This window comes from Streptomyces sp. S.PNR 29, assembly GCF_030386795.1.
Taxonomy (GTDB): domain Bacteria; phylum Actinomycetota; class Actinomycetes; order Streptomycetales; family Streptomycetaceae; genus Streptomyces.
The window spans coordinates 309,107-332,273 of record NZ_JANUQM010000003.1 but is presented as its reverse complement, the minus strand read 5'-3'; the positions used below and the strand labels follow the sequence as shown (position 1 = coordinate 332,273).

The 23,167-nt window shown below is 71.6% G+C and carries 18 protein-coding genes; 5 read left to right on the top strand and 13 right to left on the bottom strand.

The window, feature by feature from the left end; translation table 11 throughout:
- Position 1 precedes the first annotated feature (1 nt).
- The 4 genes from NW895_RS10355 to NW895_RS10340 all read right to left on the bottom strand — a co-directional run bounded on the left by NW895_RS10355 (position 2) and on the right by NW895_RS10340 (position 5,700).
- Positions 2-1,318: an Nramp family divalent metal transporter gene (locus NW895_RS10355; RefSeq protein ID WP_289935101.1), complete on the bottom strand. Its 1,317-nt coding sequence runs from the start codon at positions 1,316-1,318 to the stop codon at positions 2-4.
- A gap of 123 nt (positions 1,319-1,441) precedes the next feature.
- Complete coding sequence (locus NW895_RS10350; RefSeq protein ID WP_289935100.1) at positions 1,442-1,924, bottom strand: ATP-binding protein; 483 nt, start codon at positions 1,922-1,924, stop codon at positions 1,442-1,444.
- A 98-nt stretch (positions 1,925-2,022) separates the two neighbouring features.
- Positions 2,023-2,919, bottom strand: coding sequence for an MEDS domain-containing protein (locus tag NW895_RS10345; protein WP_289935099.1), 897 nt, complete (start codon positions 2,917-2,919; stop codon positions 2,023-2,025).
- A 45-nt stretch (positions 2,920-2,964) separates the two neighbouring features.
- Positions 2,965-5,700 (bottom strand): LuxR C-terminal-related transcriptional regulator, encoded by a 2,736-nt coding sequence (locus NW895_RS10340; RefSeq protein WP_289935098.1) that lies wholly within the window; start codon positions 5,698-5,700, stop codon positions 2,965-2,967.
- A 348-nt stretch (positions 5,701-6,048) separates the two neighbouring features.
- Between NW895_RS10340 and NW895_RS10335 the strand changes: the two genes are divergently transcribed.
- Positions 6,049-7,404 carry a M14 family metallopeptidase gene (locus NW895_RS10335; RefSeq protein WP_289935097.1) on the top strand — a complete coding sequence of 452 codons (1,356 nt, stop codon included), beginning with the start codon at positions 6,049-6,051 and terminating at the stop codon, positions 7,402-7,404.
- On the opposite strand, the gene NW895_RS10330 is transcribed toward NW895_RS10335, so the two are convergent.
- From NW895_RS10330 to NW895_RS10315, 4 genes are all read right to left on the bottom strand, one after another.
- Positions 7,401-7,937 (bottom strand): hypothetical protein, encoded by a 537-nt coding sequence (locus tag NW895_RS10330; RefSeq protein WP_289935096.1) that lies wholly within the window; start codon positions 7,935-7,937, stop codon positions 7,401-7,403. The genes NW895_RS10335 and NW895_RS10330 overlap by 4 nt on opposite strands.
- 107 nt (positions 7,938-8,044) lie before the next feature.
- Entirely contained in the window at positions 8,045-8,455 is a 411-nt protein-coding gene (locus NW895_RS10325) for a RidA family protein (protein ID WP_289935095.1), read from the bottom strand.
- On the bottom strand, positions 8,452-9,213 hold the full coding sequence (locus NW895_RS10320) for an IclR family transcriptional regulator (RefSeq protein WP_289935094.1): 762 nt from the start codon (positions 9,211-9,213) through the stop codon (positions 8,452-8,454). The genes NW895_RS10325 and NW895_RS10320 overlap by 4 nt, the downstream gene beginning before the upstream one ends.
- Positions 9,210-10,253 (bottom strand): sugar kinase, encoded by a 1,044-nt coding sequence (locus NW895_RS10315; RefSeq protein WP_289935093.1) that lies wholly within the window; start codon positions 10,251-10,253, stop codon positions 9,210-9,212. The genes NW895_RS10320 and NW895_RS10315 overlap by 4 nt, the downstream gene beginning before the upstream one ends.
- Positions 10,254-10,389: 136 nt before the next feature.
- Here NW895_RS10315 and NW895_RS10310 point away from each other — a divergent pair, with 136 nt between their 5' ends.
- Both NW895_RS10310 and NW895_RS10305 read left to right on the top strand, forming a co-directional pair.
- Positions 10,390-11,670 (top strand): amino acid deaminase, encoded by a 1,281-nt coding sequence (locus NW895_RS10310; RefSeq protein WP_289935092.1) that lies wholly within the window; start codon positions 10,390-10,392, stop codon positions 11,668-11,670.
- A gap of 28 nt (positions 11,671-11,698) precedes the next feature.
- On the top strand, positions 11,699-13,309 hold the full coding sequence (locus NW895_RS10305; protein WP_289935091.1) for a D-aminoacylase: 1,611 nt from the start codon (positions 11,699-11,701) through the stop codon (positions 13,307-13,309).
- Positions 13,310-13,328: 19 nt separating this feature from the next.
- Here NW895_RS10305 and NW895_RS10300 read toward each other — a convergent pair whose 3' ends face one another.
- The 3 genes from NW895_RS10300 to NW895_RS10290 form a co-directional block, all read right to left on the bottom strand.
- Positions 13,329-14,162, bottom strand: coding sequence for a serine protease (locus tag NW895_RS10300; protein ID WP_289935090.1), 834 nt, complete (start codon positions 14,160-14,162; stop codon positions 13,329-13,331).
- 103 nt (positions 14,163-14,265) lie between these two features.
- Positions 14,266-16,038 carry a P-loop NTPase fold protein gene (locus NW895_RS10295; RefSeq protein WP_289935089.1) on the bottom strand — a complete coding sequence of 591 codons (1,773 nt, stop codon included), beginning with the start codon at positions 16,036-16,038 and terminating at the stop codon, positions 14,266-14,268.
- Positions 16,039-16,356: 318 nt separating this feature from the next.
- The gene (locus tag NW895_RS10290) at positions 16,357-17,040 is read right to left on the bottom strand and encodes a hypothetical protein (protein WP_289935088.1); all 684 of its coding nucleotides are present in this window, start codon (positions 17,038-17,040) and stop codon (positions 16,357-16,359) included.
- Between the two features lie 125 nt (positions 17,041-17,165).
- On the opposite strand from NW895_RS10290, the gene NW895_RS10285 reads away from it, so the two are divergent.
- Together NW895_RS10285 and NW895_RS10280 are read left to right on the top strand one after the other, a co-directional pair.
- Positions 17,166-18,377, top strand: coding sequence for a pyridoxal phosphate-dependent aminotransferase (locus NW895_RS10285; protein WP_289935087.1), 1,212 nt, complete (start codon positions 17,166-17,168; stop codon positions 18,375-18,377).
- Between the two features lie 122 nt (positions 18,378-18,499).
- The gene (locus NW895_RS10280; protein ID WP_289935086.1) at positions 18,500-18,928 is read left to right on the top strand and encodes a hypothetical protein; all 429 of its coding nucleotides are present in this window, start codon (positions 18,500-18,502) and stop codon (positions 18,926-18,928) included.
- Between the two features lie 141 nt (positions 18,929-19,069).
- On the opposite strand, the gene NW895_RS10275 is transcribed toward NW895_RS10280, so the two are convergent.
- A complete protein-coding gene (locus NW895_RS10275; RefSeq protein WP_289935085.1) occupies positions 19,070-20,800 on the bottom strand; it encodes an Ig-like domain repeat protein in 1,731 nt (576 codons plus the stop codon).
- A 225-nt stretch (positions 20,801-21,025) separates the two neighbouring features.
- Positions 21,026-22,849: a phosphoenolpyruvate carboxykinase (GTP) gene (locus NW895_RS10270; RefSeq protein ID WP_289935084.1), complete on the bottom strand. Its 1,824-nt coding sequence runs from the start codon at positions 22,847-22,849 to the stop codon at positions 21,026-21,028.
- Positions 22,850-23,167 lie beyond the last annotated feature (318 nt).

Here is a 23,167-nt window from a genome sequence, read left to right as displayed (position 1 = left end):
GCTAGAAGAACTCCGCCCACGGCTGGTCCCAGACCTGCTTCACGCACAGGACCAGGAACAGCAGCCCGGCGACGGCGAGCATCCCGTTGCTCAGCGGGCCGTTGCGCCACTCGGCCGGGGTGCGTGCGGAGTTCAGGAGCCAGATCAGGGTCAGGGCCAGGAAGGGCATGAAGGCCGCGCCCAGCACGCCGTAGATGATGACCAGGCGGAAGGGCTGTCCCTGGAAGAGCAGGACGATGGGCGGGAAGGTCAGCCAGAGCAGGTACGCGCGGAAGGGCCAGGACCGTTCTCGCGCGCCCGAGGCGACCTCCTCGCCCTTCGCCCCGCCCTGTGTGCGGTACCGCGCCACGAAGTCCGCGAACATCAGGCTCACACCGTGCCAGACGCCGATCAGGGAGGTGAAGGAGGTGGCGAAGAAGCCGATCAGGAAGAACTTCGCCGTCGCCGTGCCGTACTCCTCCTCCAGGATGTCGCCGAGCTGGACGAGGCCCTTGTCACCGCTCGCGAGGGCGACGTTCGCGGAGTGCAGCAGCTCCGCGCCGACGAAGAGCATGGCCACCACGAAGATGCCCGTGGTCGCGTAGGCGACGCGGTTGTCCAGGCGCATGACCTTCATCCAGCCGGTGTCGGTCCAGCCCTTGGCGTTGACCCAGTAGCCGTACGCGGCCAGCGTGATCGTGCCGCCGACGCCGCCGATCAGGCCGAGGGTGTTGAGGACGGAGTCCTTCTCGTCGGGCAGGACCGGGAGGAGGCCGGCGAAGGCGTCGGGCAGGTTCGGGGTGACACGGATCGCCAGATAGACCGTCACCACGAACATGACGCCCACCAGGACCGTCATGGCCTTCTCGAAGACCGCGTACTTGTTGAACCACACGAAGACCAGGCCGACCAGGCCGCAGGCCACGCCCCACCACTTGAGGTCCATGACGTCCGGGAACAGCGCCTGCAGCGGCAGCGCGCTCGACGACATCGCCGCCGCGCCGTAGACGAAGCCCCAGATCACGGCGTAGACGACGAAGAAGTACGTGGTCCAGCGGCCGAGGCTGGCCCAGCCGTCGAAGAGGGTGCGGCCGGTGGACAGGTGCCAGCGGCCCGCGGCCTCGGCGAGGGAGATCTTCACCAGGCAGCCGACGATCGCGGCCCACAGCAGGGTGTAGCCGAAGTTGCTGCCCGCGATGAGCGTGGCGACCAGGTCGCCGGCGCCCACACCGGTCGCGGCGACGACGATGCCGGGTCCGATGTGCTTCCAACTGGCCTTGCGGAGCGCCGGGTCGTGCGTCGCCTCGGTGCTCTGGGTGTTTCCCGTGGTGTCCGCCATGATGGTCAAGAAAGCTCAAAGCCGCCCGGGGGACAAGAGGGCCTGCACGGATCTTCACCCGAAGCGCCCAGCGCCGGCTCCAGGGGCCGGGTGCGCCGCCGGAGCCGCCCGACCGGCGGAGCGTTACGGCTGCCGCTGTCCGCAGCCGTCCGACCCGCAGGTGCCGAGCTCGAACCAGACGGTCTTGCCCAGCGCGTCCTGGTGGCAGCCCCAGCGCTGGGCGAGCGCGTCCACCAGGAACATCCCTCGGCCGCTCTCCGAGGCCCCCGCGTCGAGCACCTGCGGCACGCGGCGGCCCGCGTCGGCGACCTCGCAGCGCAGGACGCCGTGCGCGGCGGACAGGGTGAGCCTGAAGCGGCTCGCTGCGTGCAGCAGGGCGTTGGTGGCGAGTTCGCTGACGAGGAGTTCGGTCACCTCGGCCACGTCGCCCCGCTCGGCGAGCCCCCATCCCTCCAGCTGCCTGCGGACCTCGGCGCGTGCCTCGCGGACGGCGGAGGGACGGGGGTCGTACTCGGCGCTCAGATGGCCCGCCCCCAGCGGTGGCTGGGGGAACGGACCGTACCTATCGTCGGGGTCCGGGGGCGCTCCCCCGGAGAGTCGCAGCATGGTTCCAGGGTGGCCGCCGGGGACCGTTCCCCGCAGGGGGAGGACTACCCGTTCCCCTACCTGCTTCTCCCCGCTTCGGGGTATCCCCGCGTACGCGGCTACGCGTACTGCAGGCGTACGGTCGCTCCCCTGTCGTCGTCCCGTACATCGACGTACGCGCACACCTGCCGCGCGTACCACAGGCCCTGGCCGGGCTCCGGGTCGGTCACGGGCGGTGGGACGAAGCCGGCGAGCGGGTCGTCGACGCGGCGGGCGGCGCACAGCTCGGCGACGCAGGCCGGGGGGTCGCCCCACAGGAGGGCGGGACGGGTGAGGGGGCCGAGGTGGGCCGCGGTCTCGGTGACGGCCGTGGCGAACAGCTCCGCGTCGGCGGCCGGGAGACCGCGGCCGACGGCCCAGGCCTGGACGGCGTCGACGGTGGGCTCGGCGAGCCGCGCCGCGTCGGGCGGGGGCGGGGGCAGCGGTACGGAGTCCAGTTCGGCAGTGAGCACGACCGGGTCCACGTAGACGCCGGTGTCCGGGTGGGCGCGGCGGGCCGCCTCGACGACGGCGGTACCGGCGGTGCGGGTGTCGTAGGCGCACAGGACGGTCGTCGCCATCGGGGCGAAGAGGAGGTTGGCGAGGGCCTCGTAGCGGATCCACTCGGTGGTCTCGCGTACGGAGCGCCCTGCGCGGCCGTTCCAGACGGGCTCCATGAGGAGGTGGACACGGCCGCCGGGTCCGCTGTGTGCGGCGAGGTGACCGGCGGCCTGCGCGACGGCGTTGGCGGCGGAGCCGGTGTACCAGTCGGTGTGCGGGATGCAGGTGATCCGCTGGGCGTCGCCGCCGAGGGTGTCGCGCAGGAGGTCCAGCTTGTCGGGGGCGGCGATGGCCACGGGCGGGGGTTCTTCGGGCGCCGCGAGCCCCTCGGTGAGGAAGGGCAGGGCGGTGGCGAGGAAGGCGTCGTCGGTACCGAAGACGGCGATGCGGTGATCGAACGGGCCTTGGGTGCTCATGTGGTCCCCCTGGGATGGTGGATGGTGCTCTGTCGGAGGGGTGGTTCAGCGTTGTGCCGTCACCCAGGCGGCGATCTGGCTGCGGCTGCTGAAGCCGAGCTTGCTGAGGATGCGTTCCACATGGCCTTCGGCGGTACGGCGGGCGATGACCAGGCGGTCGGCGATCTGCTGGTTGGCGAGGCCCTCGGCGACGAGCCGGGCGACCTCGGTCTCGCGGCGGGTGAGGCGGACGCCGGCCGGGTCGCTCAACCGGTCGGTCCCGGTGGACCGTTCCGCACGGTGCCGTTCCTGCTGCGGCTGCTCCTGCAGCGCGTATCCGACGATCTCCGCGAGGCCGAGGCCACCGCCCCGGGCGTACGCCCGCTCGTAGTCGCGGCGCCCGACGGCCGCGCGGATCCGTGCCTCGCTGTCGCGGCGGGCGGAGTTGAGGGCCGTCGAGCCCCAGCGGTTCCTGTCGATGTCGGTCCAGACGCGGTCGGCGCCGCCCAGCAGGACGGCCGCGCGTTCGTGGGCGTCGCACCGGGTGGCGATCAGCGCCAGCAGGTCGAGGGTGAGCGCGATGCCGGTGACGTCGTGGACGGCCAGCTTCAGGCGCACGGACTCGCGGGCGTGCCGTTCGGCCGACGGCCAGTCCTGCTGCACCGTGCGGGCGAGGGCGAGCATGCGCAGGACGTACGACCGCACCCACTCCTCGCCGTGTTCCTCGCACAGCCGCAGGGCCCGCTCGCAGACCTCGACGGCACGGTCGGCCTCACCCAGGAAGCCCAGGGCGCAGGCGAGTTCGACCTGGTCGAGGCCGACGATGCTGAGGTGCTGGCCCGGGACGGGGCCGCGGGCCACGCTCGCCTCGAAGTGGTCCAGCGCGCCCGGCAGGTCGTCGCGGAACAGCCGGATGACGCCGACGACGTACTCGGCGTGGGCCTCCTCGGCCGCGTCGCCCAGAGTGCGGGCCAGCGCGCGGGCCTCCTCGGCGAGGCGGTGGCCACGGGAGAGGTCCTGCGTGACGGCGGCGAGCAGACCGGCCACCCACAGGCCGCGGGCCCGCTCCCGGGTCGGTTCGGGGCCGGCGTCGAGAGCCCGGTCGATCCAGTAGCGGCCCTCGCGGGGTGCTCCGCAGGCGTGCCAGTAGAACCAGAGGGTGCCCGCCAGTCGCAGCCCGGCGAGCGCTTCGTCCGGGGTGCTGAGGCTGTGGTCGAGGACGGCCCGCAGGTTGTCCTGGTCGGCTCGCAGCCGCGCCACGGTCTCCGGCTGGCCCGGCCCGAACCACGTCCGCTCACAGTCCGCGGCGCGCCGCAGCATCCAGTTCCCGAGCCGTCTCCGGGCGGCGGCCTCCTCCCCCGGCAGCCGCCTCAGCCTGTCGAGCCCGTACTGCCGCAGCGTGTCGAGCAGCCGGTACCGAACCCCGCCGGGCCCCGGCTCCCGGCACAGCACGGACTTGTCGACGAGCCCGGCGACGGCTTCGAGGACGTCGGGACGCAGGATGCGGGGGGCACGCCGAGCGCCGACGGCTCCGCCGGGGGATGCGTCGCGGGTGCGGGTGTCGGATGCATCGTCAGGGGGTGCGCTGCGGGGCAGGGCATCGGCGGCCGGATCACCGACGCGCGCGCTGCCGGGCCGGGCATCGGCGGCCGGACCGCCGACGTGGGCGGTACCGGGCCGGGCATCGGCTGGCACACCGCCGGTCCCTGCCCCGGCGCCCAAGCCCTCCGCCCGCTCGCCCAAGGCCCCCGGCCCGGTGCCCAAGCCCTCCGCCCGCTCATCCAAGGCCCCCGGCCCGGTGCCCAAGCCGTCCGCCCGCGCCTCCGAGGCCCGTAACCCGTCCGCACCCCCCTCCCCAGGCGTCGCGCCGTCGGTCGAGGGACCCGGTGCGGCGTCCTCCTCGTCCGCGCACACCGCCTCCGCCGTCTCCAGGTCGAAGCTGCCCGCCGTCACCGACAGCCGGGCCCACACCAGTTGCTCCCGTTCGGTGCACAGGTCGTGGCTCCAGTCGACGGCGGCGCGCAGGGTCTGGTGGCGTGGCAGGACGGCGGGGCTGCCGGCGGACAGCAGGCGGTAGCGGTCGTCCAGGCGTTCCAGGAGCTGTTCGATGCCGAGGACGCGCATGCGGACGGCGGCCAGCTCGATGGCGAGGGGGAGGCCGTCGAGGCGGTGGCAGAGGCGGGCGACCGCGGCTCGGTTGTCCGGGGTCAGGCGGAAGCCGGGTACGACGGCCGCGGCCCGGTCGGCGAAGAGGGTGAGGGCCGGGTAGCCCTCGGCGGCGGAGAGGTCGCCGTCCGGGTCGGGGACCGGCAGGGGCCGTACCTCCAGGAGGTGTTCCTCGGTGAGGCCGAGTCGGTGCCGGCTGGTGGCGAGGAGGCGGACACCCGTCGTGCCGCGCAGCAACGCCGCGGCCAGCTCCGCACACGCGCCCAGCACGTGCTCGCAGTTGTCGACGACGAGCAGCAGCCGCCGGCGGCGTACCTGTTCCACCAGCGCGTCCAGCGGAGGCTGCGCGCTGTGGTCGTGCAGCCCGAGCGCGTCGCCGGCGGCGAGCGGGACGAGCGCCGGGTCGTGCAGGCCGGAGAGGTGCACGAAACGCACCCCGTCCGGGAAGGCGCGTGCGACGCGGGCCGCGATGCGTGCGGCGAGCCGCGTCTTGCCGACGCCGCCGGGCCCGGTCAGCGTCACCAGGCGCGCCCGGGCCAACAGCTCACGGCCCTCGGTCAGTTCCCCGCGCCGGTCGACGAAGCTGGTCGTCTCGACCGGCAGCTGAAGGTCCCGTCGTGGCGCTGATCCGCCCATGATCAGCCAGTCCTCTGGGGGGTGTGGTCCGGGGAGCCGGAGCTCCGGCTCCCCTTGCGCGGACCTTCACTCTCCCCGCAGCCCCGGCATTGATGCACACGCCGGTCACACCGCCGGGTGCACTTCGCTGCGGACAGCACCGCGCGACACGGACACGCGTACACTGCCCGGCCGATTTCCGACCGCCCCGCCACTCACCCCTTGGCGCACTCTTGACCGGGTCATGCCATAACCAGAACGATGAGCGCCACGCCCGCACCGGCAGCACGTCGCACGGAAGAACCACCCCCCAGCTCCCCTCCCCCACCTCCGGAGATCCCGGAATTCCTGGAGAAACTAGGAGACTTCATGCGACTTCGCATACGCGGCTCTGGCGCCCGCGGCGGCAGACGGACCGCCGCCCTGGCAGCCCTCCTCGCCCTCGCCCTCGCTGCGCCCCTCTCCGCGACGGCTGCCGACGCCAGCGCCGACAGCGCCCACAAGGCGGCCCCCTCCGCCGAGGACATCCGGCAGTACGAGGTCCACATGCACTCGGACGCCAAGTCCCGTACGGCACTTCAGCGGTCCGGTGTGACGGTGGACGAGGCCGACGACCACACCGTCGTCGTGTCCGGCCGCGCCGACCAGATCAAGAAGCTGCGCCAGCAGGGGTACGACGTCACGCCGATGGGCACGGCCCCGGACCGCTCCGGCGGGGAGGGCGACGTACGGCTCTACGACTTCCCCTCGGCCGACTCGCGGTACCACAACTACGCCGAGATGAACACGGAGATCAACCAGCGGCTCGCCGCCTACCCGAACATCATGAGCAAGCGGGTGATCGGCAAGTCGTACCAGGGCCGGGACATCGTCGCCATCAAGATCAGCGACAATGTGGCGAGCGACGAGAACGAGCCGGAGGTTCTCCTCACCCACCACCAGCACGCCCGTGAGCACCTGACGGTGGAGATGGCGCTGTACCTGCTCCGCGAGCTCGGCGCGGGGTACGGGAGCGACTCCCGGATCACCAACATGGTGAACAACCGGGAGATCTGGATCCTCCCCGACCTCAACCCGGACGGCGGCGAGTACGACATCGCGTCCGGCTCGTACCGCTCGTGGCGCAAGAACCGCCAGCCCAACTCCGGTTCCTCATACGTCGGTACGGATCTGAACCGCAACTGGAACCACCGTTGGGGCTGCTGCGGCGGCTCCTCGGGCTCGACGTCCTCCGAGACCTACCGGGGCGCCTCGGCCGAATCCGCGCCCGAGGTCAAGGTGGTCGCCGACTTCGTGCGCAGCCGGGTCGTCGGCGGGGTGCAGCAGATCAAGGCCGGCATCGACTTCCACACGTACAGCGAGCTGGTGCTGTGGCCGTTCGGCTACACCTACTCGGACACGACGACCGGGATGACGGCCGACGACTACAACGCCTTCAAGACCGTCGGGCAGAAGATGGCCGCCAGCAACGGGTACACGCCGGAGCAGTCCAGCGACCTGTACATCACGGACGGGTCGATCGACGACTGGCTGTGGGGCAACCAGAAGATCTTCGGCTACACCTTCGAGATGTACCCGTCGTCCAGTGCGGGTGGCGGGTTCTACCCGCCCGACGAGGTCATCGAGCGGGAGACTTCACGGAACCGGGACGCCGTGCTGCAGTTGCTGGAGAACGCGGACTGCATGTACAGGTCCATCGGCAAGGAGGCCCAGTACTGCGGCTAGGCCTGCTCGGCCTCCTCGAAATACGCGTCGAGGACCGCGTCCAGCTGTGACTCCCACTCCTTGAAGCGGCTCCTGGCCGTCGCCTCGATCTCGATCGGGTACCAGCGGCGGTCAGGAGTGTGCACGGTCACCGTGAACCGTTTGCCGAAGCGGCCCGTCTCCGTCTCGATCGCTCCGATCTCGTCCCAGCGGAACTCGCACTCCTCCTCGTCCAGGCGGAGTCGTACGCCCTTGCCGTCGGCGACGATCCTGGCGCGACGGTCGGAAGCCTCGAAGACGGGCCCGTCGGAGACCTCCTCCTCGGCCTCCGCGTCGTCGTCGGCCTCCTCGGAGACCTCCGGCTCCCCGTCGACGGCCTCCTCGGCCTCCTCCGGAACCGCGTCCTTGTTGACCTCCTCCTCCGCGACCGCCTTCTCCGGCCTGGCGTCGTCCTCCGGCTCGCCGGACGCGGGTGAGGTGAGCCCGGGGATGAAAGCCGGGTCGAATCCGGCACCTTCCAGGGGCTGGCTGCTCGAACCTATGCGCTGCTCCACAGCGGAGCAGTATGGTCGAGAATCCTGTGCCGGGCACAGTCAGGCCCGACTTCGTTATCAGACACCTACACGAACACGGTCGACCACGGCCATGCGATGAGGGAGGGTCAGCCCAGGACGGCCAGCGCGTCGATCTCGACGAGGAGACCCGCGGGCAGGCCGACGTACACCGTCGTACGCGCGGCGGGCGGCTGGGTGAGGCCCTGCTCCTCGAAGTAGGAGTTGTAGATCTCGTTCATCTCGGCGAAGTGGTCCACGTCGGTGAGGTAGACGCGGATCATCATCACGTCGTCCCAGGAGGCGCCGCCCTCCTCGAGGATCGCCTTGACGTTGGCGAGGGTCTGGAGGGTCTGCTCGCGCAGGGTGGGGCCGGCGGGCGTGGGCGGCTTGCCCTCCTCGGCGGGGAGGAAACCCACCTGACCGGCGACCTGGAGGATGTTGCCCTTGCGCACGCCGTGCGAGAACTTCGCCGGCGGGGTGGTGTGGGTCGTGGGGGTGAGCGCGATCTTCTCGGTCATACGGGTCCCTTCACTGGTGTTCTGCCGGAGTACTCGCCGCTGATCGCGTCCGCCGTACGGCGCACCAGCGGGAGCAGGGTGAGGAGTTCGTCGGCGGTGACGACGACGTTCGGCGCGGAGACCGACATCGCGGCGACCACCCGGCCGTCGGCGCCGCGGATGGGCGCGGCGACACAGTTGACGGACTCCTCGTGGCCGCCGAGGTCGGCGGCCCAGCCCTGTTCGCGCACCTTCTCCAGCTCCCGCAGGAACGCGCCGGCGTCGGGTGTCGAACGGGCCGTGTACAGGGGGTAGTCGAGCTTCTCCGCGAGGGCACGGCGCTCGGGTTCGGGGAGGTCGGCCAGGAGGAGTTTGGCGACGGCGGCGACCGTGATGGCGACCGGCTTCCCGATCCGGGAGTACATCCGCACCGGGTAACGGCTCTCCACCTTGTCGATGTAGAGGACCTCGTCCTCCTCGTGGACGGCGAGGTGCACGGTGTGTCCGCAGCTCTCGTTCAGGCGTACGAGGTGGGGGTGGGCGATCTCGCGGACGTCGAGGTTCTCCATCGCCTCCTGGGCGAGGGCGATCAGGCGGGCGCCGAGGCGGTAGCGCTGGTCGGACTGGCGGTAGACGTAGCCGTGCTCGTGCAGGGTGCGCAGGAGGCGCAGGGCCGTGGACTTGTGCACGCCGAGGCGGTCGGCGACCTGGCCGAGGCCGGCGGGCCCCTCGGCGAGCAGCGGCAGGATGCTGAGCGCGCGGTCGACGGTCTGGCTCATGGCGTGCGTGCCTCCCTCTCGGCCCGGTCCACGGTGTCTGTCCACCCAGGGCCGAGTCGCAGTCTCCCCCACGTTTCGTCGTCGAGAGCGGCCAGGCGGTCGGTGTGGTGCGGGGCCGCGGGCGCGGCGAGGTCGCCGGGGACGGTGAGGGCCGCGGCGGCCATCAGGTGACCGTGGCGGAGGCGCTCGCGGACGGGGCGCCCGCGCAGGGTGGCGGAGAGGAACCCGGCGGCGAAGGCGTCACCGGCACCGACGGCGGCCACGACGTCGACGTGCGGGGCGGGGACGAAGGTGACGTCTCCCTTGTCGAACACGGTGGCCCCGCGTGCGCCCTGCTTGACGACCAGGACCTCGGGACCGGGAAACGCGGCCCTGATGGCGTCGGCTCCGTCCAGCGCCCACACCTGGTGCGCCTCGTCCTCCCCCACGAACAGGATGTCCGCCCCTCGTGCCAGCTCCCGCAGCACCCGCGCACCGTCGTTCCGTTTCCACAGCCCGGGCCGGTGGTTGACGTCGAAGGAGACGAGCGGCCGGCCCGGGTGGGGGCCGGTCAGTTCGCGCAGGAGGCCCGCGCACCCCTCGGACAGCGCCGCGGTGATCCCCGTCAGGTGCAGCACACGTCCCGAGCGCACCGCCTCCGCGTCCACGTTCTGCACCGACATCGCCGAGGCCGCGGAACCGGCCCGGTAGTACGCCACCTCGTGCGCCTCGGTCGCCCGGTCCCCCGCCGTGCGGAAGTACACGCCGGTCGGTCGCGCCGGGTCCCGCCGTACGGCCGAGACGTCGACGCCGTACGCACCGATCGTCTCGACCAGGTGGTCGCCGAACCCGTCGGCGCCCACTCTGCTGATCCACCGCACCGAGTGCCCGGCCGCCGCCAGCGCGCACGCCACGTTCGACTCCGCGCCGCCGATGGCGCGGTCGAAGCTGGGGACGTCGGCCAGGCGGCCGGGGCGGGAGGGCAGGAAGGTGACCATGGACTCGCCGAGCGTGACGACGTCCACGACATCGGAGGCGTCGCGGGGGCCGGTGGTGGTCACGATGGTCGTAGCTCCTCGTCGGCTGGACGGGACGCGGCTTTCGTTGACCCCGCGTGGCCGAGATGTTAGACAGCGGTGAGCGATATACGCAATGAGCATTGCACATAGCGCAATGTGCCTGATCAGGGAGGCCCGCATGGCCAGGGACGCCAGGGAAGTGCTCGCTCGCCTCGCGGAGGACCGCGTCGACCACCGCTTCAAGGGCCTCCCCCCGGACGCCGACGGCCTGACGGTCGGGGAGCTGGCCGCCCAGCGCCGCAACCTCTTCACCGGCGGTTTCGCCACCCCCGTCCTGGCCCTCTCCGCCGAGCGCCTGGAGCACAACCTGAGGCTCATGGAGGCGTACGCGGCCCGCCACGGCCTCGCCTTCGCCCCGCACGGCAAGACCTCCATGGCCCCGCAGCTCTTCCACCGCCAGATCGAGCACGGCGCCTGGGGCATCACGCTCGCCGTGCCGCACCAGGTGCGGGTCGCGCGGGCCTTCGGAGTCCGGCGCGTCTTCCTCGCCAACGAGCTGGTCGACGCGGCGGCCCTGCGCTGGATCTCCGCCGAGCTCGACGCCGACCCGGACTTCCGTCTCGTCTGTTACGCGGACTCCGTGCGCGGGGTGGAGCTGATGGACACGGCGCTCAAGGGGGCCTCCCGCCCGCTGGACGTCGTCGTCGAGCTCGCCGCCGGCGAGGGGGCCCGTACCGGGGCCCGTACGGAGGCCGGGTGCGCGGCCGTCGCCGACGCCGTGGCGGCCGCGGAGACCCTGCGGCTGGTGGGGGTCGCCGGGTACGAGGGCGAGGTGCCGCAGGCGGACCCGGGGCGGGTGCGGGCGTGGCTGCGGCGGCTGGTCTCGCTGGCCGTGGAGTTCGACAAGGCCGGGCGCTTCGCCGCGGCGGACGAGATCGTCGTCAGCGCGGGCGGCAGCGCCTGGTTCGACACGGTGGCCGAGGTGTTCGCCGAGGTCCCCGAACTCTCCCTCCCCGTCCTGAAGTTGCTGCGCTCCGGCGCGTACGTCTCGCACGACGACGGCCACTACCGCAAGTTGACGCCCTTCAACCGCGTCCCCGAGGAGGGCGCCCTGGAGCCCGCGTTCCGCCTCTGGACCCAGGTCGTCTCCCGCCCCTCGCCCGGGCAGGCCTTCGTCAACGCGGGCAAGCGGGACGCGGCGTACGACCTCCACCTCCCCTTCGCCCAGGTGGTACGCCCCCAAGGCGGCGGCCCGGAGCGTCCCGCCACCGGCATCTCGGTGACCGCCCTGTCCGACCAGCACGCCTGGCTGCGGACGGCCCCCGAGGCCGAGCTGGAGGTCGGTGACTGGCTCGGCCTGGGCCTGTCCCATCCGTGCACGTCCTTCGACAAGTGGCCGCTGATCCCGGTCGCGGAGGCGGACGGCACGGTCGTCGACTACATCCGTACGTTCTTCTAGGTCAGACAGACCCCAGGAGGTACCGGCCATGGAAGACCTCGTCATCCGGGACGCGGACGTCGTCGACGGCTCCGGCGACCCCTCCTACCGCGCCGACGTGGTGGTGAACGGCGGCCGGATCGTCTCGATCGTCAAGGAGGCGGCGGCCGCGGGCTGCCAGCGGCCCAGAGCGATGCGGGAGCTGGACGCCGAGGGGCTCGTCCTCTGCCCCGGCTTCGTCGACATGCACGCCCACAGCGACCTCGCCCTGCTGCGCGACCCCGACCACAGCGCCAAGGCCGCGCAGGGCGTGACCCTGGAGGTCGTCGGCCAGGACGGGCTGTCGTACGCGCCGGTCGACGACCGCACCCTGGACGAGGTGCGCCGGGCGATCGCCGGCTGGAACGGGTACGGCGACGACATCGACATCGACTGGCGGTCGGTGGGCGGGTACCTGGACCGGCTGGACCGCGGGATCGCCGTGAACGCGGCCTACCTGGTCCCCCAGGGCACCGTCCGCGCCCTCGCCGTCGGCTGGGAGGACCGGGCCGCCACACCCGCGGAGCTGGACCGGATGCGGCAACTGGTCGCGGAGGGGCTGGAGCAGGGCGCGGTCGGCATGTCCTCCGGGCTGACCTACACGCCCGGCATGTACGCCGGGGGCGCCGAACTCACCGAGCTGTGCCGGGTCGTGGCGCGCTACGGGGGCTACTACTGCCCGCACCACCGCTCGTACGGGGCCGGGGCCCTGGAGGCGTACGCGGAGATGGTCGCCCTGACCCGGGAGGCGGGCTGCCCCCTCCACCTCGCCCACGCCACCCTGAACTTCGGCGTGAACGAGGGCCGGGCGCCTCAGCTGCTGTCCCTGCTGGACGAGGCGCTGGCCGCCGGGGCCGACATCAGCCTCGACACATACCCCTACACCCCCGGCTCGACCACCCTCGCGGCGCTGCTGCCCGGCTGGGCGGGCGAGGGCGGCCCCGAGGCGGTTCTGAAGCGGCTGGCGGACGAGGAGACGGCCGAGCGGATCCGGCACCATCTGGAGGTACTCGGCTCCGACGGCTGCCACGGCGTGCCCGTCGAGTGGGACACGATCGAGATCTCCGGCGTGACCGACCCGTCCCTGGCGGAGTACGTGGGCCGTACGGTTGAGGAGTCGGCGCGGCTGCGGGGCGAGGAACCCTGGGTGACCGCCCGCCGGCTGCTGCTGGCGGACCGGCTGGGGCCGACGATCCTGCAGCACGTCGGCCACGAGGAGAACGTCCGCGCGATCATGCGCCACCGCGTGCACACCGGTGGCTCGGACGGCATCCTCCAGGGCGCCAAGCCGCACCCGCGCGCGTACGGCACGTTCCCGCACTACCTCGGCCGGTACGTACGGGAACTGGGGGTGCTGTCGCTGGAGGAGTGCGTCGCCCACCTCACCTCGCGCCCGGCGGCCCGGCTGCGTCTGCCGGACCGGGGGCTGGTCCGGGAGGGATACCGGGCCGACCTGGTGCTGTTCGACCCGGCCACGGTCGCGGCGGGCTCGACCTTCGCCGAGCCGCGCACGCTGCCGACGGGCATCCCGTACGTCCTCGTCGACGGGCGGTTCGTCATCGAGGACGGACGGCGGACGGACGTGCTGGCGGGGCGGGCGGTGCGCAGGACTCCGCAGTGACCGCCGGCCCCTTCGGCCCTTACGGCTTGGGCAGGGTGCAGCCGCTGCGGCTGAGGTCGAGCTTGTTGTCGAGGCCGAAGCAGGCCGGTATCTGGTAGGTCTGCTGGCCGTAGTTGATGCCCTCGCGGACGGTCACGTTGCCGTTCGCGTCGACCTCGCAGGGGTTGTTGTCGGTGCAGCGCTCGCCGTCCTCGTTGCCGGTGTTGTTGACGGCGACGACCTTGCCGGTGGCGTTGTCGATGACGGGCGAGCCCGAGGTGCCACCGATGGTCTGGCAGGCGGAGGTGTAGCGGACCGAGTCCTTCCAGGTCCAGGCGCCTTCCTTCAGACGGTAGGCGAAGCCGTCGATGTTGCAGGAGTACGTCCGCTTCCAGTAGCCGGAGACGACCGTGATGGCGGTGCCGGCGGCCGGGCGGGTGTCGTTGAGCGTCAGCGCGTTGATGCCGTACGAGCTCTTGATCTGCGCGTAGGTGGTGGTGAGCTGGTACAGCGCGACGTCCGTGTCGGTCATCGTCGCGTACGCGATCTTGTTGGCCCGCAGGGTGCCGAGGCGCGCGCCGGAGGAGCTGAGCAGGCCGAAGCTGCGGCTGGAGGCCTGGTTGACGACGACCTCGCCGGGGTCCGGGAACCCTGTCTCCAGGCAGTGGCCGTTGGACATCACCAGCGCCGGGTCGTTCTCCTCCGAGCTGGGGAAGCGGATCACCGAGCCCGAGCAGTTGCTGAGCGAGACGGTGCCGGCGAAGGTGACGGCCTGCACGGCGGGCGCGGGCGCCGTGCCGGCGGCAACCGCTGGTGCCGTGCCCGTCCCGGCGATCGCCAGGGCGCCGAGCACGGCGAGGAGCGGCTTGTTCATGTGGGGGTCCCCTCTGCAGACGTGAGCGACCGGAGATCTTCCGGCCGCCCGTTTTTGTCATGCGCATTCTCAACGCAAGGGGGTGGGGGGACAAGGAGTCGATTCAGGACCGGTGTTGGCGGATTTCCTCGTATGCCGCGTCGATGTGCTGGAAGAGCGTCGAGCCGGAGGTCGCGATCCGCGCACCCAGTTCCCGGCTGCGACGTTCGCGGGCGGGGGTCACCCGGCCGGTGAAGAAGACCGCCGGTCCGTCGAAGCGCCCCCGCTGCCGCCAGCGTGCGAGATCGGTGAAGCCGGCGTCCCGGTCGGACCCGCGCGCGATGTCGGAGAGCAGCAGATCGACGGTCTGGGTGCGCAGCGTCTCCTCCGCGCTCCGCCCGTCCTCGGCCAGCACGACGTCGGCGCCGCGACGCCGGAGGTGCTCGATGTAGGTCCGGTTCCCGTCCGGTTTGTCGTCGACCCAGAGGACGCGGAGGCCCTCGTAGGTGTCACGCTCTTCGGCGGGTGTGTCGTCGCCCCCGTCCGGCGCCTCGTCGCCGTCGCGGAAGGGGACGACCGAGGCCACGCCGCCCTCCTGTAACCGCTTCACCAGCTCGTCCACCTGCGGCAGGCGCATCCACTCCTCGACGAGGTTGACGAAGTTCTGGTCGCGGGCGAGGGCGGGATAGGAGGTGGGCAGCTCCTCCTCCAGCCGGGCCAGCACGGCCGCCCAGCCGTCCGGGCGCGCCATGTCCGGCTCCGCGAGCCCGTGGCCCGTCACGCTGTTCACCGTGCTCTGCCATGACTCGGGATCCGGCCGCACCGCCTCGCTCAGCACCCGCCGGGCCACCCGGTACTCACGGAACTCCCGTGCCGCGTGCGCGTAGGTGCCGTCGCCGGTGACCAGGAGCCGGTAGAAGTCGCCGTACAGGTACTGGAGCAGCAGCGTCCTGATCACCGCTTCCGGCCTGAAGCTCGCCCACACCGGGTTGAGCGAGCACTCCAGCCCGAAGCCGTTGATGAGCCGCTTGATCCTGCGCGGGTTGCGGGCCGAGCGGTCGGCGATGAGCTTCACCAGGTCGTCGTCGATCAGTGCGCGCAGCCCGGAGCGCTCCGAGCAGTGCCGTACGTACGCCTCGACCTCGTCACTGCCCGGCACCGGCAGCCGGTAGCTGGTCTGGAAGATCTTCTCCATGAACGCCGACCCGGCCGGTCCCAGGTCCCGCAACAGCCCCGACGGGCCGAGGGCCGAGCGGTCGCAGCCGATGACGAAGGCGAGTCCGGGCACGTCCAGGTAGACCTTCACCGCCTCGCACACCGCGAGGACGGTCTCCTCCGAGCAGCGGTCGAGGTCGTCGATGAAGACGACGAGAAGCCGCCGTGGCTCGTACGGCGCCGATTCCGCCCACTCGGTCGCGAGGTCCCGCAGAGCGTCGCGCATGGCGTTGCGGGACCTCGGGTCGACGGACAGGGTCTGCCAGAAGCGGTCGACCAGCCCCGCCACCCCGAACGGGGCCAGCGCCACGCCCAGCGTCGCGCCGATCGCCGCGATCAGGGTCCGCCGCTCGGACAGACGGTGCAGCGCGCGCCGCAGCACGCGCCGGTCGAAGCTCATCAGCACGGACTTGATGAGCCCCTCCAGCGCGTCACCCCCCGTGGAGGTCCAGGCGTTGTACCAGACGGTCTCGACATCCCGCCGCCTCCGCAGCTCCGCGTCGACCAGCCGCATCAGGCTGCTCTTGCCCGTCCCCCAGCCCGCGTCGACGGAGAGCGTGAAGGGGGTGGCCGTCCGGGAGTCGTGCAGCAGCTTCGCGATCTCGCGGGCGGCCCGGCCGGTGCCCAGCAGATCGGCCTCCGGCGTGTCCACCGGTTCATCGTTGAGCAGCGAGAAGTCCATGCCCCGCGTTCCCCTCCGTCCCCGTTCGGTCGCCACAACCTACCGGGATCCAGGGCCCACAGCCGCTGGCCCGCGGCTACTTGGGCCCCTTCGTCCCACCCGGCCCGTGCCCGGGCTTGCCGTCGGAATTGCCCGGGGCAGCCGCGAGGGCGGACGTGGTGCCGGCAGCGGACGGCCCCGACGAGGAACGCTCGGCACCACTGTCCGCCCCGGCCCGGCTCGGGGGACACGGACGCCACACCCGACGGCCCCTCTCCCGGGCGCCGCGGCGCAGGAGGGGCCGACCGGGATCCAGGGCCCGCAACCGCTGGCCCGCGGCTACTTGGGCCCCTTCGTCCCACCCGGCCCGTGCCCGGGCTTGCCGTCGGAATTGCCCGGGGCCGAGGTCGCCGTGGGGGCGGGGGCGGACGTGGTGCCGGCGGAGGACGGGCCGGAAGAGGGGCGTTCGGCGCCAGCGTCCGATCCGGCGCGGCTCGGGGACACGGACGGGGACACGGACGCCGCGCCCGACGGATCACCGCCGACGGCCCCCGGCCCGGGCGCCGCGGCGGAGGAGGGGCCGGTGGAGGACTTCGCGTCCGCCGGGCTCCGGCCGTCGGTGGGCGCCGCGGAGTCCGGGGCCGTCGGACTCGTACGGTTCCCCTTGTCCTGCGACCCTCCCGAGGAACCGGACGAGAAACCGACGGCCAGGGCGGCCGCCGACACGGCACCCAGCGCCCCCACGGCGACCGCGACACGGCGCGAGCGCCAGGGACCGGGCGTGCGCCGGGCACGCCGGTGCGCCCCGGGCCGGCCACCGGCCGCCACCGGGGGCAGCTCACGGGTCTCGTCGTACGCGTTCTCCCAGCCATGGGCCGCCGCCGGATCGGCGTACTCCTCGTACGGCGGGGGTGAGGCAGGCGTCGGGTGGTACACGTTCGGCGGATCCTGGGGCTCGCCGTCCTGCCGATGCGCCCCCTGGAGGCCGTACGACCCGTTTTCGTACTGAGGTGGGCTGGACATGACGGCGCATTGTAGAGAGCGGAGGGGTCGATGGGACAGGGCAAGGCGATAACTACCCAAACCACCCGTCTCACGTGGCGGAAAACACGACCCACGGGGCGTTACCGGGCCGTAAGCTCCCTGACATGCAGGTGATCCAGTCGACCAAGCTCGCCAACGTCTGTTACGAGATCCGGGGCCCGGTGCTCGAGGAGGCGATGCGGCTTGAGGCGGCCGGGCATCGGATCCTCAAGCTGAACACCGGCAACCCGGCGGCGTTCGGCTTCGAGTGCCCTCCCGAGATCCTGGAGGATGTCCTCCGCAACGTCTCGACGGCGCATGGCTACGGCGACGCGAAGGGCCTGCTGGCCGCGCGCCGGGCGGTCGTCATGCACAACCAGACCCTCGGCATCGAGACGGACGTCGAGCACGTCTTCATCGGCAACGGCGTCTCCGAGCTGATCGCGATGGCGATGCAGGGCCTGCTGGACGACGGGGACGAGGTCCTCGTGCCCGCGCCCGACTACCCCCTGTGGACGGCGGCGGTCTCGCTCTCCGGCGGTACGGCCGTGCACTACCGGTGCGACGAGCAGTCCGACTGGATGCCGGACCTCGCGGACGTGGAGCGCAAGGTCACCGACCGCACCAAGGCGCTCGTCATCATCAACCCCAACAACCCGACGGGGGCCGTGTACGACGAGGCGGTGATCAAGGGCCTGACCGACATCGCCCGCCGCCACAACCTGCTGGTCTGCTCCGACGAGATCTACGACAAGATCCTCTACGACGGTGCCACGCACACGCCGACCGCGGCGGTCGCGCCGGACCTGCTGACGCTCACCTTCAACGGCATGTCCAAGGCCTACCGGGCGGCGGGATACCGGGTGGGCTGGCTGTCCATCTCCGGGCCGCGCGCGCACGCCGACTCCTACATCGAGGGTCTGACGATCCTGGCGAACATGCGGCTGTGCGCGAACATGCCGGGCCAGCACGGGGTGGTGGCCGCGCTGACCGGGCGGCAGTCCATCAACGACCTGGTACTGCCGGGCGGGCGGCTGCGGGAGCAGCGGGACGTCGCCTACGAGCTGCTGACCCAGATCCCGGGTGTGACGTGCGTGAAGCCGAAGGGGGCGCTGTACCTGTTCCCGCGTCTCGACCCCAAGGTCTTCAAGATCAGGGACGACCGCCGGATGGTCCTGGACCTGCTGCGGCGGGAGAAGATCATGGTCGTGCAGGGCACCGGCTTCAACTGGCCCGAGCCGGACCACTTCCGGGTGGTGACCCTGCCCACGGTCGGTGACCTGCGGGACGCGGTGGGGCGGATCGCGAACTTCCTGGACGGCTACAGCCAGCCGTGAGCAGGGAAAAGCGTGGAGTTGCTCACGCTACGTGCATGACACCGTCCGATTTTGTGAAGAGCTCAACTTTAGACGCAATCTAAGCTAGGATGGCTTCCTGTAAGCACACAGGAGGCCATCTCATGTACGAGCCGATCCGCACCAAGTCGGTCCACAGCACGATGGCCGGCACCACCTCCGACTTCCCCCACCGGTCACGTGAGGAAGAGCTGGACATCCAGCTCGCGGGCCATCTCGCCGCACTGCTCGCCGTCACGGACGAGCTGCGCGCGCTGGCGCCGTCCGCCGACCTGGACGCCGCGGCAGAACGGCTCGCCGAGCAGGTGTCGCGGCTGCGGGGAGGACGTACGCCGACTCGTGCGTCGGTGACCGCCGGCCAGGCCGAACCGCGACTGACGGCCCTGCACCGCAGGGCGCACGCGCTGGCGGGCCGCGCACTGGTCGTGGCCGCCTCCCGCGCCGACACGGCGGCCGCGATCCTGGCCGCCGAGCAGATGGACGCGCATGACGCCGCGCTGGCCGGGCCGCGCGAGTTGAGCGCCGCCGGCTGATCCCCAGCGGGATCCCCTGAACGGCCCCGGTCCGCGTGCACCCGCAGCGACGCGCGGACCGGGCGCCATGTACCGCGTCGGCCCCATCAGACGGAGAGAAGGGGGCGCCGGCGCACCCCCTCCCCCTTCGTTCGTTCAGGGTCAGCGTCTGACGTACACCGTTGCCGATGCCGTCGATGCCTCGTGCAGGTCGTCGCCCGGCCAGCTGACCGTGTAGGTCACGTCGCGCCGGACGCGCGGGATGTCGTTGATGGTGAACGTGCCGTCCGCGGCAACGGTCACCGACGACAGCGTGCCGGTGCCGAGGCTGTCGGTCCGCTGCACCTTGAGCACCGCCCGGTCCGGCAGTGCCTTGCCCTGTGCGGTGAACGTGCCGGTGATCTCGACGCCCGTGCTCATCGACGCCTCCTCGGGAGCGGTGAGCGCGATCGCGGTGGGCGCCTTGCCGACGGACACCGTGGTGGTGACGTCCTCGGCGGGGCGGTGGGTCAGGTCGCCGAGGAAGGACACCCGGTAGGTGGCCTCGCCGACCAGGTCGGGCTCGTCGAGGACCGTGAACGTGCCGTCGCCCTTGACGGTCGCGGTGCCCAGGTCGTGGGTGCCGTTCGCGTCGGTGCGGGTCGCCTTGACCTTGAGGGGCTCGGCCGGCGCCGGGCCGTCCTGCTCCAGCTTTCCGCGTACGGCCAGCGGTTCGCCCGCGACGGCCTGGGCGGGGCTGTGGGTGAGACCGCCGGTGAAGCGGGCGTCGTACTGGACGGCCGGGGGCTGGACGACGTGCAGCCAGAACTGGTTGCCGGCCGCGTTGGCGGTCACCGCGAACAGCCGGGAGCCGTCCGCCGACCACTCCATGCCGCGCGGCACGACCCGGTCGCCGTCGAGGCTGCCCTCGAAGACGAACTCCAGCGGAGCCGTGGAGTCGCCCGGGTCGGCGGGCTGCACCAGCAGGTCGGGGGTCGATCCGGTGGCGGCGGCTCCGCGCGCGATGTACTTGCCGTCGCCGCTGAAGGCGACCGCGCTGGCACTGGCGCCGGACGGGAGCGCCGGGTAGCCGGTCGCCGCGTCCGACAGGTCACCGGTGTTGAGCAGCCGGGTGCCGTGGGCGGCGTCGGCGACGGCGACCCTGGCTCCGTCCGCGGAGAACGCCACGTCCTTGAAGTCCAGGGCTCCCTTGCCCTCGCCGTCGGAGAAGCGGCGCGCCGCCTCGCGCACCGGGGAGTCACCGCTGGTGTCGAACACCGTGAGGAAGGGGTCGGGCGCGCTCGCGTTGAGCGGCTGCCCCATGGCCATGCGGTTGCCGGGACCGGCCTCCAGCTGGAGCCTGCCGGTGTCGTTCCACCCGGTGCGGGTGTGGGTGCCGTTGATGAACGCGTCCAGGTTGGTGCGGGCCGTGGCGCACTGACCGGGGTAGTCCGTGTACGAGGTGGTGAAGTACAACTGGCCGCCGGAGAAGGCGAGATCACGGCCGCACTGGTCGGTGTTGGCGGAGCGGACAGCCGTACGGGTGAGTGTCGCGGTGTCGTAGGTGGTGACCTGGTACCGCTCGCCCACGTGGAGCTGGGTGCCGTCGGAGCTGACCGCCAGCCCGGAGACGTGGTTCGTCGTGCTGATCGTCCCCACGCGCTCACCGCCGAAGGTGTACACGGCGACGAGGCCCGAGGTGTACTGCGAGCCGGTGTTGCTGTCGGCGACGTAGACCCGCTCACGCACGGAGTCCACCGCGAGCGCCGAGAACGAGCTGATCGGCAGCTTGGCCACGGCGTCGGACGCCGCCGCGTACGCCGCGGGTGCGGCGGCGACGGTCAGACCGCCTCCGGCGAGTGCGGCGGCGAGCAGCGTGGCCGCGAGACGTCTGGACCGGTATGCAGTATTCAACTGTCCCCCCACAGGCTGTTTCGAGCGCCCCACCGGGAAAAGTGAGGCACATGTAAAGAGCATGAAACAGCTGTGAAGATCCGGCGGGCAAGGGGCATGACGGGAACCCCGCACGCCGTTGTGCGGGGTTCCTGTCCCTACGGGTGCTTCCACCGCGGCCGGCCGTGACGATGTTGCTGGTCAGGGCACGATCGGAGCCGGCCGCGGCGTCTTGGGCGGGCCGGTTCAGCCCAGGCGCTCCACCAGGGCGCGGTACTCGTCCCACAGCTCCTTGGGCGTGTGGTCACCGAAGGTGTTGAGGTGCTCGGGGACCAGGGCGGCCTCCTCGCGCCACACCTCCTTGTCGACGGTGAGCAGGAAGTCCAGGTCGGAGTCGGCCAGTTCGAGGCCGTTCGTGTCGAGGGCCTCCTTGGTCGGCAGGATGCCGATCGGGGTCTCGACGCCCTCCGCCTTGCCGTCGAGGCGCTCGACGATCCACTTCAGCACGCGGCTGTTCTCGCCGAAGCCGGGCCAGACGAACTTGCCCTCGTCGTTCTTGCGGAACCAGTTGACGTAGTAGATCTTCGGCAGCTTGGACTGGTCCTTGTCCTTGGCGACCTCGATCCAGTGCGCCATGTAGTCGCCCATGTTGTAGCCGCAGAACGGCAGCATCGCGAACGGGTCGCGGCGCAGCTCGCCGACCTTGCCCTCGGCGGCGGCGGTCTTCTCGGAGGCCACGTTGGCGCCGAGGAAGACGCCGTGGTTCCAGTCGAAGGACTCCGTCACCAGCGGTACGGCGGTGGCGCGGCGGCCGCCGAAGAGGATCGCCGAGATCGGCACGCCCTTGGGGTCCTCCCACTCGGGCGCGATGATCGGGCACTGGGCGGCGGGCACGGTGAAGCGGGCGTTGGGGTGCGCGGCCGGGGTGTCCGACTCGGGCGTCCAGTCGTTGCCCTTCCAGTCGGTGAGGTGGGCGGGCGGCTCCTCGGTCATGCCCTCCCACCAGATGTCGTTGTCGTCCGTCAGCGCCACGTTGGTGAAGACGGCGTTGCCCCACAGCGTCTTCATCGCGTTGGCGTTGGTGTGCTCACCGGTGCCGGGCGCGACGCCGAAGAAGCCGGCCTCGGGGTTGATGGCGTACAGGCGGCCGTCCTCGCCGAAGCGCATCCAGGCGATGTCGTCGCCGATCGTCTCCACGGTCCACCCGGGGATGGTCGGCTCCAGCATGGCGAGGTTGGTCTTGCCGCAGGCGCTCGGGAAGGCGGCGGCGACGTACTTGGCCTCGCCGCGCGGCGGGGTCAGCTTGAGGATCAGCATGTGCTCGGCCAGCCAGCCCTCGTCGCGGGCCATCACCGAGGCGATGCGCAGGGCGTAGCACTTCTTGCCGAGGAGGGCGTTGCCGCCGTAGCCGGAGCCGTACGACCAGATCTCGCGGGCCTCCGGGAAGTGGGAGATGTACTTGGTCTGGTTGCAGGGCCAGGGAACGTCCTCCTGGCCGGGCTCCAGCGGGGCGCCGAGGGAGTGGACGGCCTTGACGAAGAAGCCCTGGTCGCCGAGCTCGTCCAGGACGGCCTGGCCCATGCGGGTCATGGTGCGCATGGAGACGGCGACGTACGCCGAGTCGGTGATCTCGACGCCGATCGCGGACAGCGGCGAGCCGAGCGGGCCCATGCAGAACGGCACGACGTACATGGTCCGGCCGCGCATCGAGCCGCGGAACAGGCCCTTCTCCCCCTGGAAGATGTCCCGCATCTCGGCGGGGTCCTTCCAGTGGTTGGTCGGACCCGCGTCCTCCTCCTTCTCGGAGCAGATGAAGGTCCGGTCCTCGACGCGGGCGACGTCGGTGGGGTCGGAGGCCGCGTAGTAGGAGTGGGGGCGCTTGATCGGGTCGAGTTTCCGGAAGGTGCCCTTCTCGACGAGCTCCTCGCACAGTCGCTCGTACTCGGCCTCGGATCCGTCACACCAGACCACGTTGTCCGGCTGCGTCAGTTCGGCGATCTCGTTCACCCACGAGATCAGTCCCTGGTGCTTGGTGGGGATGACGGGGGGAGCCGCGATGTCGCGCGCCACGATTGCTCCTAAATGAGGGATTTTTGTGTTTGGAGGCCCCGTGGGGGCTGCGACCCGGATGCTTCACGGAGAAACCACGGCGCTCATCCGGTGCCGACCGCACTCATTTGATCATCCGATGTGAGTGCGCATCTGTCCAGAGGGCCGCACACCTGAGCGGAGTGAGGATCGCCACGTGCCATCGTGTTTCTCTTCGTGTCTTTGCGTACACGTTGGGTTCACCTGACACTTCTTTTACCTCGCGAATGGAGGACCCGCCTGGCGGAAGCGGGCGAGAAGGAGGCGGGAAGCGGGCGGGGGAGGGGGGTGCGCAACCGA